This is a genomic window from Pseudomonas sp. NBRC 111138, assembly GCF_001320835.1.
GTDB classification, from domain to species: domain Bacteria; phylum Pseudomonadota; class Gammaproteobacteria; order Pseudomonadales; family Pseudomonadaceae; genus Aquipseudomonas; species Aquipseudomonas paracarnis.
The window spans coordinates 17,706-30,008 of the sequence record NZ_BCBO01000160.1 but is presented as its reverse complement, the minus strand read 5'-3'; the positions used below and the strand labels follow the sequence as shown (position 1 = coordinate 30,008).

The following is a 12,303-nucleotide window of genomic DNA, read 5'->3' as shown; positions in this document are numbered from 1 at the left end:
GCCAAGAGCGCACGGGCGGTGAATGTGCTGCAGGCGCGGGCGATCATCGCTGCATTGCCGCCCTTCGTGACCACCGTGGGGTTGTTCGTCAACGCCAGCCGCTGCGAGCTCAACGAAACCCTGGATGCGGTGCCGCTGGATATGTTGCAGTTCCATGGCGACGAATCGCCAGAGGAATGCGAAAGCTATCAGCGCCCGTACATCAAGGCGTTGCGGGTCAAGGCCGGGGACGATATCGCCGCAGCCTGCGCCGCTTATACCGGCGCTCGCGGGATTCTGTTGGACACCTACGTCGAAGGCGTACCTGGTGGCACGGGCGAGTCGTTCGACTGGACGCTGATTCCCGAGGGGTTGAGCAAACCGGTCATTCTCGCGGGTGGGCTCACTCCAGCGAATGTCCAGGCAGCCATCGCACAGGTCCGGCCGTATGCCGTGGACGTCAGCGGTGGGGTGGAGCAGGGCAAGGGGATCAAGGACCCGAGCAAGATTCGCGCGTTCATGCAGGCCGTGCGCAACAGCAGGGGTGGGATGTGACGGCTGGCAGTCTGCCGCCGTCCATAACTACCACTGTGTAAAACAGCCCGGCGCCGCCTGTGGGTGGCCCGGAAACGAAGTGGCAACCCTGCGCTGGCAGGTTGTCTGGAAGGCTGAGGATACGGGCGGGAAATGGCAGGTCCAACGTCTGACCCCGTCCCGTCTGTGTCATCGCCACATATGAATTTAGCTCAAGGGCATACGCGGGGCTGTGTTCGAGCCACCGGTACTGGAGAAAAGAAAGCATGAGCAACTGGTTAGTAGACAAACTGATCCCTTCGATCATGCGTTCCGAGGTGAAGAAAAGCTCGGTTCCTGAAGGTCTGTGGCACAAATGCCCATCCTGCGACGCGGTGCTGTATCGCCCGGAGCTGGAAAAGACCCTGGACGTTTGCCCCAAGTGCAACCACCACATGCGTATTGGCGCACGCGCCCGTATCGACATCTTCCTGGATGCCGATGGCCGTAATGAGCTGGGTGCCGACCTGGAGCCGGTTGACCGTCTCAAGTTCCGCGACAGCAAGAAGTACAAGGACCGCCTGGTCGGCGCACAGAAGCAGACTGGCGAAAAAGACGCGCTGATTTCGGTCAGCGGCAAGCTGCTGGGCATGCCGGTAGTAGTCTCGGCCTTCGAATTCTCCTTCATGGGCGGTTCCATGGGTGCCATCGTCGGTGAGCGCTTTGTTCGCGCTGCCAACTATGCCCTGGAAAATCGTTGCCCAATGATCTGCTTCGCCGCCTCCGGTGGTGCGCGTATGCAGGAAGCCCTGATTTCCCTGATGCAAATGGCCAAGACCTCGGCGGTACTGGCGCGTCTGCGTGAAGAAGGCATTCCGTTCATCTCCGTACTGACCGACCCGGTCTACGGCGGCGTCTCCGCCAGCCTGGCGATGTTGGGCGATGTGATCGTTGGCGAGCCTAAAGCCCTGATCGGTTTTGCCGGCCCGCGCGTAATCGAGCAGACCGTGCGGGAAAAACTGCCGGAAGGCTTCCAGCGCAGCGAGTTCCTGCTGGAGCACGGTGCGATCGACCTGATCATTCCGCGTGGCGAACTGCGCCCGCGCCTGGGCAGCCTGCTCGCGCAAATGATGGGCTTGCCGACGCCTGTGTACATCGCGCCTAAGGTCGAGCCGATCGTCGTGCCGCCGGTGCCAGCAAACCTATGACCCAACGTACCCTGGGCGAATGGCTCGCCTACCTTGAGCAGTTGCATCCGTCCGCCATCGACATGGGCCTGGAGCGCTCGCAACAGGTAGCGGCCCGCCTCGGGTTGGGCCAGCCGGCACCGCGTGTGATCACGGTGACCGGCACCAACGGCAAAGGCTCCACCTGTGCCTTTGTCGCCGCGCTGTTGCAGGCCCAGGGCCTCAAAGTCGGCGTGTACAGTTCGCCGCACCTGCTGCGCTACAACGAGCGGGTGCAGCTCAATGGCGTCGAAGCCACTGATGCCCAGCTGTGCGAAGCCTTCGCAGCCCTGGAAGCCGGGCGTGGCGACATTTCCCTGACCTATTTCGAGATGGGCACCCTGGCGGCGTTCTGGCTGTTCGAGCGTGCGCAACTGGATGTGGTCGTGCTGGAAGTCGGCCTCGGCGGGCGCCTGGATACTGTCAACGTGGTGGATGCCGACCTGGCCCTGGTAACCAGCATTGGTGTCGATCATGCCGATTACCTGGGCAATACCCGCGAATCGGTGTCTTTTGAAAAGGCCGGGATCTTCCGCCAGGGCCGTCCGGCGCTGTGTGGTGACCTGGACCCGCCGCAACCCTTGCTCGACAGGGCGCGCGAACTGGATTGCCCGTTCTACCTGCGGGGTCGCGAGTTCACCCTGGACATCGGCCACACCCATTGGCAATGGCGTGGGCAGGATGCACGTGGCCAACGGGTAGAGCTGCTTGATTTGCCGTTGCTGAACCTGCCGATGGAAAACGCCGCGCTCGCGCTGCAAGCCTATTTGCTGCTGGATCTGCCGTGGGACGCCGCGCAGATCGCCGCGACCTTGCTGGCAACGAAAGTGGTGGGGCGCCTCGATCGCCGAACCTTCGACTGGCAAGGCAAGCGCCTGAGCCTGATGTTGGATGTAGGCCATAACCCCCATGCTGCGCAGTACCTGGCTGAGCGTCTGGCGCGTACGCCGCCGGTGGGGCGTCGCCTGGCGGTGTTCGGGTTGTTGGTCGACAAGGACCTGGACGGCGTGGTTGCGCCACTGCTGGGCAGCGTCCAGTCTTGGGCCGTTGCGCCGCTGGACACGCCACGCAGCCGTCCTGCGGTTGAGTTGGAAACTGCCTTGCAGAACCTTGGCGCGCCGGTGACGTCGTATGCAAGCGTCACTGCAGCCCTGGAGGCGCAGTGTGCGGTAGCGACGGCCGAGGACGAAATCCTGTTGTTCGGATCATTTTATTGTGTTGCCGAGGCGCTTGAATGGCTGGCCCGGCGCTCCACGGAGGAAGCTGCACATGGCATTACTGGATAGCGCATACAAGCAGCGAATGGTCGGGGCCCTGGTGCTGGTGGCGTTGGCGGTAATCTTTTTGCCGATGCTGTTTTCCCGCCAGGACGAACAGCGCCAGGTGGTGGTTGAAGCTCCCGCTGCGCCCCAGGCGCCGGTGGTGCCGCAGGTTCAGGTCGAACCGGTGGTCGTGCCTGAGCCTCAGGTGTTGCCGCAAGAGCCTGTGCCCGTCGAGGAGGAGGTCGTCACACAGCAGGCGCCTTCACAGGCCCCTTCGATGCCGGTGCAGCCAAGTGTGCCGGTGGTCAAGCCAACGCCAGCCCCGGCTGTCGCCGCCAAGCCGGCTGCACCGGCGCCAGCGCCCAAGCCGGTAGCGCCGCAGCCTGCAGCGCCTGGCAAGCCGGATGTGGGGCAGAGTCGCATCGACCCTAATGGCCTGCCGATCAGTTGGTCGATCCAGCTGGCCAGCCTGGCCAATCGCGAAAGTGCCGACGCCTTGCAGAAAAAGCTGCGTGCCCAGGGGTATAACGCTTATATCCGCAGCGCTGACGGCAAGAATCGTGTGTTTGTCGGGCCGCTGATCGAGCGTGCGGAGGCAGATCGCCTGCGCGATTTGCTGGGTCGTCAGCAGAACCTCAACGGGTTTGTGGTGCGTTTCCAGCCCGAGCGCGGCTGAACGGGCAATAGGCTCTAAATGTGGGAGCTGGCTTGCCTGCGATGGCGGTGGTTCAATCGACAACGATGTCGAGCGTGCCGCCCTCATCGCAGGCAAGCCAGCTCCCACATTGGTTTGTGCTGGGGTTGAAATGCGATTGGCCCGTCACAATCTATTGATTTGCAAAGCACCCGCAATCACCGCTTACCGATAGCCCGGCGCTCTGCTAAAATGCGCCGCCTTATCCGTACGTAGGCTGCACTGTGCCATTTACCTGGGTTGATTGGGCGATCGTTGCAATCGTCGCCATCTCCGCTTTGATCAGTCTGAGCCGCGGCTTCGTAAAAGAAGCACTGTCGTTGCTGACTTGGATCATCGCAGGAGTCGTAGCCTGGATGTTCGGTGGTTCACTGTCGGTCTACCTGGCCGGGTACATAGAGACACCTTCGGCTCGCGTCATCGCGGGCTGCGCCATCATGTTCATCGCCACGCTGTTGGTGGGGGCAATGGTCAATTATCTTATTGGCGAGTTGATACGTGTCACCGGCCTCTCCGGGACCGATCGATTTCTCGGCATGGCCTTCGGGGCTGCGCGTGGCGCGTTGCTGGTGGTCGTGGCGGTCGGGCTGTTGAGCCTGGGGCCGGTACAGCAGGATTCGTGGTGGCAGGAGTCGGTACTCGTGCCAAAATTTCTATTGGTTGCAGACTGGTCCAAGAACCTCATCCTGGGGTGGAGCAGTCAGTGGCTGGCCAGCGGAATCAGCGTACCCGCTGATCTTCCGTTCAAGGAGCACCTCTTACCGGCCAAAACGCCTCAGTAAGCTGTGTTCAGTCAAGATTCATTAAGTAGGGGTTGCGTCGCATGTGTGGCATCGTCGGTATCGTCGGTAAGTCGAACGTCAATCAGGCGCTGTATGACGCGCTAACCGTCCTCCAGCACCGCGGCCAGGACGCTGCCGGTATTGTGACCAGCCACGACGGCCGGTTATTCCTGCGCAAGGACAATGGCCTGGTGCGTGACGTGTTCCATCAGCGTCACATGCAGCGCCTCGTCGGGCACATGGGCATTGGCCATGTGCGCTACCCGACTGCCGGTAGCTCGACCTCGGCCGAAGCTCAACCGTTCTACGTCAACTCGCCTTACGGCATCACCTTGGCGCACAACGGTAACCTGACCAACGTTGAACAACTGGCCAAGGAGATCTACGAATCTGACCTGCGCCACGTCAACACCAGCTCCGATTCGGAAGTGCTGCTCAACGTGTTCGCCCACGAGCTGGCCCAGCGCGGCAAGCTGCAGCCGACCGAAGAAGACGTGTTCGCCGCCGTGATCGACGTGCACAACCGTTGCGTCGGTGGTTATGCGGTGGTGGCGATGATCACCGGTTACGGCATCGTTGGTTTCCGCGACCCCCACGGCATTCGCCCGATCGTGTTCGGCCAGCGTCACACCGACGAAGGCGTCGAGTACATGATCGCTTCCGAAAGCGTGTCCCTGGACGTGCTGGGCTTCACCCTGATCCGCGACCTGGCGCCGGGCGAGGCTGTCTACATTACTGAAGACGGCAAGCTGCACACCCGTCAGTGCGCCGTAGCGCCGAAACTCACCCCGTGCATCTTCGAACACGTCTACCTGGCGCGTCCGGATTCGATCATCGACGGCGTCTCGGTCTACAAGGCGCGCCTGCGCATGGGCGAGAAGCTGGCCGAGAAGATCCTGCGCGAGCGTCCCGAGCACGATATCGATGTGGTCATCCCGATCCCGGATACCAGCCGTACCGCTGCGCTGGAACTGGCCAACCACCTGGGCGTCAAGTTCCGCGAAGGCTTCGTGAAGAACCGCTACATCGGCCGTACCTTCATCATGCCCGGCCAGGCTGCACGCAAGAAATCGGTACGCCAGAAGCTCAACGCCATCGAGCTTGAGTTCCGCGGCAAGAACGTAATGCTGGTAGATGACTCCATCGTGCGGGGCACCACCTGCAAGCAGATCATCCAGATGGCCCGCGAAGCCGGGGCGAAGAACGTGTACTTCTGTTCCGCTGCGCCTGCGGTGCGTTACCCGAACGTGTACGGTATCGACATGCCGAGCGCCCATGAGCTGATCGCGCATAATCGTTCGACCCAGGACGTGGCCGACCTGATCGGCGCCGACTGGCTGATCTACCAGGACCTGCCGGACCTGATCGAAGCGGTTGGCGGTGGCAAGATCAAGATCGAGCAGTTCGACTGCGCCGTGTTCGACGGCAAGTACGTGACCGGCGATGTCGACGAGGCCTACCTGAACAAGATCGAGCAGGCGCGCAACGACTCGTCGAAGATCAAGACACAGGCGGTCAGCGCGATCATCGACCTGTATAACAACTGAGTAGACACCGGCCCTGAGGGGCCGGTTTTGTATCTTAAACAAAGAATTGAATAAGGAGTCGCAGCATGAGTCAGGAATGGGATGCCGGTCGGTTGGACAGCGACCTCGATGGCGTAGCTTTCGATACCCTGGCTGTGCGCGCCGGCCAGCACCGTACCCCGGAAGGTGAGCACGGCGACCCGATGTTCTTCACCTCCAGCTACGTGTTTCGTACTGCCGCCGACGCCGCTGCGCGGTTTGCTGGCGAAGTGCCGGGCAACGTGTATTCGCGCTACACCAACCCGACCGTGCGTGCGTTCGAAGAGCGCATTGCGGCCCTGGAAGGTGCCGAGCAGGCCGTGGCGACTGCCACCGGCATGGCGGCCATCCTGGCCGTGGTGATGAGCCTGTGCAGCGCCGGCGACCATGTGCTGGTATCGCGCAGCGTGTTCGGCTCGACCATCAGCCTGTTCGAGAAGTACTTCAAGCGTTTCGGTATTGAAGTCGATTACGTGCCCCTGGCGGACCTGTCCGGTTGGGAGGCGGCCATCAAGGCCAATACCAAGCTGTTGTTCGTCGAATCGCCGTCCAACCCGCTCGCAGAGCTGGTGGACATCGCCGCGCTGGCCGAAGTCGCGCATGCCAAGGGCGCGATGCTGGTGGTGGACAACTGCTTCTGCACCCCGGCCTTGCAGCAACCGCTGAAGCTGGGTGCGGACATCGTGGTGCACTCGGCAACCAAGTTCATCGACGGCCAGGGCCGTTGCATGGGCGGCGTGGTGGCCGGTCGCAGCGAGCAGATGAAGGAAGTGGTGGGCTTCCTGCGCACCGCCGGCCCGACCCTCAGCCCGTTCAACGCCTGGATCTTCCTCAAAGGCCTGGAAACCCTCAGCCTGCGCATGAAAGCCCATTGCGCCAACGCCCAGGCCCTGGCCGAGTGGCTGGAGCAGCAGGACGGTATCGAGAAGGTGCATTACGCCGGCCTCAAGAGTCACCCGCAACACGCCTTGGCCCAGCGCCAGCAGCGCGGTTTCGGTGCAGTGGTGAGTTTTGAAGTGAAGGGCGGCAAAGACGGCGCCTGGCGCTTCATCGACGCGACGCGCTTGATCTCCATTACCGCCAACCTGGGTGACAGCAAGACCACCATCACCCACCCGAGCACTACCTCCCACGGGCGCCTGGCGCCGCAGGAGCGTGAAGCGGCCGGCATCCGTGACAGCCTGATCCGCATTGCGGTGGGCCTGGAAGATGTCGCTGACTTGCAGGCAGACCTGGCCCGTGGGCTGGCGGCCTTGTGATCGAGTGGTCCATGGAGGCCGCAGCGGCCAGTAACGGGCGCGTGGCGCTGGTGACGGGTGCGGCGCGGGGCATTGGCCTCGGGATTGCCGCGTGGCTGATCAGCGAAGGCTGGCAGGTGGTGCTGACCGACCTGGACCGCGAGCGCGGTGCCAAGGTGTCCAAGGTGCTGGGCGACAATGCCTGGTTTATCACCATGGACGTGGCCGACGAGAAGCAAGTGGCCCAGGGTGTCGCCGAGGTGCTGGGGCAGTTCGGGCGCCTGGATGCGTTGGTGTGCAACGCGGCGGTGGCCGACCCACGCAATATCACCCTGGAAAGCCTGGACCTGGCGTACTGGAATCGGGTGCTGGCGGTCAACCTCAGTGGGCCGATGCTGCTGGCCAAGCACTGCGCGCCTTACCTGCGTGCCCATGGCGGTGCCATCGTCAACCTGGCCTCGACCCGGGCGCGTCAATCCGAGCCTGACACCGAAGCCTATGCGGCCAGCAAAGGTGGGCTGTTGGCCCTGACCCACGCCCTGGCCATGAGCCTTGGGCCGGAAGTGCGGGTCAATGCGGTCAGCCCTGGCTGGATCGACGCACGTGATCCGGCTGCGCGGCGTGCAGAGCCGCTCACCGACGCCGATCATGCCCAGCATCCGGCGGGCAGGGTGGGGACGGTGGAGGACGTGGCGGCGATGGTGGCCTGGTTGCTGTCACGCCAGGCCGGGTTCGTCACCGGGCAAGAGTTCGTGGTGGACGGTGGCATGAGCAAGAAGATGATTTACAGCGAGTAGGGCGGGTAGCCGTCTTGAAGTCATTTCGTCTTTTTCAGAAAAACTTCAAGCAGGCTATTGACTTAGGTCCGCTACCTGCGTAAATTTCGCGGCCTCAACGAAGCAAAGGGTGATTAGCTCAGCTGGGAGAGCATCTGCCTTACAAGCAGAGGGTCGGCGGTTCGATCCCGTCATCACCCACCACTTCTTGAGAGTTTTGCCCTAGGGCAAGACGCAACGTTAAAGGTTGCACCGACGCGCAGCGGTAGTTCAGTCGGTTAGAATACCGGCCTGTCACGCCGGGGGTCGCGGGTTCGAGTCCCGTCCGCTGCGCCATATTTTCCAGGTTCGATCTGTCGGGCTTGAGATTGAACAGCCAAGGCTGATCGATCAGATGTTTAAAGGTGGTTGAGGGTTCATGCTCAATCAGCCAAGCGATACGCAGCGGTAGTTCAGTCGGTTAGAATACCGGCCTGTCACGCCGGGGGTCGCGGGTTCGAGTCCCGTCCGCTGCGCCATATCTGCATCAAGGCCCACTGAACGCCTTGAAGCACAAGGAAAGCCACTGGCTCACCTTGATCCGATAGCAAAGACCCTGGTCGAAAGACCGGGGTTTTTTGTGTCTGGGGTTTGAAAAAAACCCATCTTCTTCGCTGCCATCAGCGCTCATTATCGGCAAACGGCCGACAGATCATTTCGATTCTGTCGGCCGTTTTGCGTTCTTGTGTCAAAAAATTTCAATGTGGTTATTTGCCGCAGGCGCAGAAACCTTTAAAGTTAACCCTTCGGTCAACTTTGCACTGTCATCATGGCCTTTTGATTCGTCGAGAAAGGTTTCTGCAAGTCTCCAGATTTGGTGTACTTAACCATAAGGGCGGATTTATAACCGCTCAGAGGATGATCCATGTCCAACCGTGAAATAACCCGGCGCTCGTTCCTCCAGGGCGGGCTGGTGGCGGGTGTGAGTGTCACGCTCACGCCGCTCAGCACCCAGGCGCTGGCTGCCTTGATGGAAAACAGCGTGACCGTGCCGTCTGAAAAGTGGCTTGGCCATAACGGCAAGGCGCGCCAGCGTAACGATGCCTTGTCGAAAGTCTGCGGCAGCAAGGTGTTTGCCCGCGACATCCGTTCCAAGGACATGCCTGGCTGGCCCCAGCAGCAAGGTCACGCCATGTTGCTCAAAACCATCAAGGCCGACCACATCTACGCGGGCTACGACCTGTCGTGGCTTGGCGCCGAGTTGCAGCCGGACCGCATTGTCACCGCTGCCGACCTGGACAAGGACGGTATCGTCTTCCCGGAAGAACATGCGCCGGACCCGTTGCTACCCGAGGGCAAAGTGCCGATGTTCATCGGTCACCCGGTGGCGATCCTGATCTGGAACGACTTCGAGCGTTTCCGTCAGGCCAAGAACAAACTCAAGTTCAATGACAAGGCGATTCGTTACGGCGCCAAAGTGCCGTATTACGAAGGTGACCCCTACGGTAGCTTCCGCTACGTGCGCGTGGGTGGCCCGACCTCGGCCGATGAAGACGAATTCGCCAGCCTCAAGGATTCGATCCTGTTCCCGATGCTGAAAAACCGTCGCCCAGTGTGGAATTCCCAGCCGAACCTGCACGGCAACCTGACCGAGCGCGGGCTGTTCTACGCCGAGCGCATGAAGAGCCAGATCAACACGCCACCGGACGACTGGCTAGTGTTTGACGAGCGCTACAAAACCCCATCGATCGAACCGGCCGCCATGGAGCCGGACAACGGCAACGGTTGGTACGATCCAGCGACCAAAACCCTGCACTTTGTGGTGGCCACCCAGTGCCCATTGGAAGTTGCGACCGAGACCGCCAAGATGATCTCGCCGTCGCGCTTCGGCCTGGCTCATCTGAACATGCACCCGGGTTACACCGTGGGTTACGGTTCCAAAGACCACAACATTTTCGTCTACTACGCCGCCCTCGCTGCGTTGTATGGCGCTGGTGTGCCGGTGCGCCTGGCCAACGACCGTTACGAGCAATTCCAGAGCGGCATCAAGCGTCACCCATTCGATATCCGCTATCAGTTGGCGGTCGACAAGAACGACCACAGCTTCAAAATCTTCCTCGCCGACATGAGCGTCGACGGCGGTGGCCGGATCAACTACAGCCCATCGGTGGCTGCGGTCGGCGCCACGGCGGCGCAGTCGATCTACTACATGCCGCAGAACGACCTGCAAGTCACCGCGTACCATTCCCGTGGCGTTGAAGCCGGTTCGATGCGGGGCTACGGCACCCTGCAAAGCATGGCGGCGACCGAAATGATGGTCGACGAAATCGCCGGCCGCCTTGGTGTGGATGCCATCGAGCTGCGGCGCAAGAACGCATTGCGTTCGGGCATGAAGAACACCCAGGGCGCGATCCCTGCCGGTGCGTTGCGGCTGCACGAAATTCTCGACAAGGCCGCTGTGCACGACGTGTGGAAAAACCGTGACGCGATCAAGCAACAACGCGAAGCCGCAGACCCGGATAACTGGTATGGCGTCGGTTTTGCCATCTGCCAGAAAGACTTCGGCACCGGTTCCGAAGCGCCGATGGCCAGTGTTGAATTCAGCGCTGACGGTCGCATCAGCCTGCGCCACATCGGAATCGAAATCGGCACCGGCATGTCCACTTCGCAGTCGCTGGTGGTTGCCGACTTCCTCGGCAGCCCGGCCCACGAAGTGAAGACCGGCGAAACACAATGGCAGGAAATGCAACTGGTCACCGGCGGCAACCCTTACACCATGAGCCAGGCCGAGCAGGACAACCTGCTGCGTAACCCGCGTTGGGTGGGCAAGCTCGCTTCGGCGTCTTCGGCGACCAACTCGGCGTACTACTTCAGCCACGCCACCCGCGAAGCGGCGCGTGTGCTGTTCAACCACGGCCTGTGGCCAGCGGCGCTAGAGATCTGGCGCCAGGGCCCGTTCGGCGGCCAGGCCAACCCCTATGTGGTACGCCGCGAAGACGCACATTGGGTGGACGGCAAGCTCACCGCCAACGGCATGCAGCCATTGAGCTTTGAAGAACTGGCCAGGCGCGCTCATGAGCGAGGCCTGGTCACCGCTGCCACGGTCCACGGGTTCAACCGCTGGAGCTGGGCCGAGGCTGAGTACAGCATCGACGGCGTGCGCGAGCGCCTGCCGCTCGACGGTCTGGCGGTGAAATACGGCGATGGCGCACCGAAAGCCAAGCAGGCGCTGATGAGCACTGCCGGTTTCCACCTGCTCGATCGCCAGAACGTCAGCTATCCCGCCACCCAGTTGAATAACGCTGCGGTGACGTACTACAGCCCCGTCGCCACGTTGGTCGAGTTGAAGGTCAACAAGGGTTCGGCGCAGGTCGAAGTGCTCAATCACCATTCATGGGTCGAGTGCGGGCGTGTGCTGGTTGAAGAGTTGGTCAAGGGCCAGCTCGAGGGCGGTGTGGCCATGGGCATCGGTCACGCCTTGATGGAAGAAATGCCGTTGTACGAAGGCGGGCCGGGGGAGGGCGACTGGAACTTCAACCGCTACCGTCTGCCGATGGCGCGTCACGTTGCCGTATGGAAGCAGACCTCGGAGATTCTGCCGGCGCTGTCGCCAAGCGACCCGTCCAAAGGTATCGCTGAAGTGGTGATGATCCCGATTGTCGGGGCCATCGGTAATGCGGTGGCACACGCCATCGGTAAACGTGTTCGCGACCTGCCAATCACGGCTGCACGCATCAAGGAGGCCCTCAATGGCTAACCGTCCGCTTCAACTGACCCTCAATGGTCAACCCGTCGGCCCGGTGGACATCCCTGATGACCTGCCGATGATCGACTACCTGCACGAATACAAAAACCTCACGGGCTCGCGGCTGGGCTGCGGCCAAGGCATTTGCCACGCCTGTGTGGTGATCGTCGACAACCCGGACGGCACCAGCGAAGAAGTGCGCACCTGCATCACCGGCGCGCATTACTTCGAAGGCAAGCAAGTGCGCACTATCGAAGGCCACGCCAAGCGCGATGAGTCGGGCCAGGTCACTGAGCTCAACCCGATCCAGCAGCGCTTCGTGGATGAGTTCGCCTTTCAGTGCAGCTATTGCGCGCCGGGCTTCGTCAACGCGGCGACCGTGTTGGTGGAGAAACTGCAACGCCAGCCGACCGTGTACAGCAAGCTGGAACAAGTCATCGAGGACAGCCTCGGTCATCACGTCTGCCGTTGTACCGGGTACGTGCGCTATTACAACGCCACCCGCAACGTGCTGACCGATCTCGGCCTGGTCAAGGAGGGTTAA

10 protein-coding genes and 3 tRNA genes are annotated in these 12,303 nt (G+C 61.7%); all 13 read left to right on the top strand.

What is annotated here, in order from left to right; translation table 11 throughout:
* Positions 1–534 (top strand): phosphoribosylanthranilate isomerase (locus tag APH41_RS26550; protein WP_054922423.1); only part of this gene is annotated, 534 nt, incomplete at its 5' end.
* A gap of 245 nt (positions 535–779) precedes the next feature.
* Complete coding sequence (accD, locus tag APH41_RS26545) at positions 780–1,700, top strand: acetyl-CoA carboxylase, carboxyltransferase subunit beta (protein ID WP_003192545.1); 921 nt, start codon at positions 780–782, stop codon at positions 1,698–1,700.
* On the top strand, positions 1,697–3,004 hold the full coding sequence (gene folC, locus APH41_RS26540; RefSeq protein WP_034126239.1) for a bifunctional tetrahydrofolate synthase/dihydrofolate synthase: 1,308 nt from the start codon (positions 1,697–1,699) through the stop codon (positions 3,002–3,004). Before accD ends, folC begins: the two co-directional genes overlap by 4 nt.
* Entirely contained in the window at positions 2,988–3,656 is a 669-nt protein-coding gene (locus tag APH41_RS26535) for an SPOR domain-containing protein (protein WP_054922421.1), read from the top strand. Before folC ends, APH41_RS26535 begins: the two co-directional genes overlap by 17 nt.
* A gap of 242 nt (positions 3,657–3,898) precedes the next feature.
* A complete protein-coding gene (locus APH41_RS26530; protein ID WP_003192538.1) occupies positions 3,899–4,456 on the top strand; it encodes a CvpA family protein in 558 nt (185 codons plus the stop codon).
* A gap of 41 nt (positions 4,457–4,497) precedes the next feature.
* Entirely contained in the window at positions 4,498–6,003 is a 1,506-nt protein-coding gene (purF, locus tag APH41_RS26525; RefSeq protein WP_003192537.1) for an amidophosphoribosyltransferase, read from the top strand.
* A 65-nt stretch (positions 6,004–6,068) separates the two neighbouring features.
* Positions 6,069–7,280 carry an O-succinylhomoserine sulfhydrylase gene (locus tag APH41_RS26520; RefSeq protein ID WP_054922419.1) on the top strand — a complete coding sequence of 404 codons (1,212 nt, stop codon included), beginning with the start codon at positions 6,069–6,071 and terminating at the stop codon, positions 7,278–7,280.
* Positions 7,281–7,291: 11 nt separating this feature from the next.
* A complete protein-coding gene (locus APH41_RS26515; RefSeq protein ID WP_003192533.1) occupies positions 7,292–8,056 on the top strand; it encodes an SDR family oxidoreductase in 765 nt (254 codons plus the stop codon).
* Positions 8,057–8,163: 107 nt separating this feature from the next.
* Positions 8,164–8,239 (top strand) — tRNA-Val (locus APH41_RS26510).
* 55 nt (positions 8,240–8,294) lie between these two features.
* A tRNA-Asp gene (locus tag APH41_RS26505) sits at positions 8,295–8,371 on the top strand.
* A gap of 105 nt (positions 8,372–8,476) precedes the next feature.
* Positions 8,477–8,553 (top strand) — tRNA-Asp (locus APH41_RS26500).
* A 386-nt stretch (positions 8,554–8,939) separates the two neighbouring features.
* Positions 8,940–11,771: a xanthine dehydrogenase family protein molybdopterin-binding subunit gene (locus APH41_RS26495; protein WP_054922417.1), complete on the top strand. Its 2,832-nt coding sequence runs from the start codon at positions 8,940–8,942 to the stop codon at positions 11,769–11,771.
* Positions 11,764–12,303: a (2Fe-2S)-binding protein gene (locus tag APH41_RS26490; protein WP_054922414.1), complete on the top strand. Its 540-nt coding sequence runs from the start codon at positions 11,764–11,766 to the stop codon at positions 12,301–12,303. The genes APH41_RS26495 and APH41_RS26490 overlap by 8 nt, the downstream gene beginning before the upstream one ends.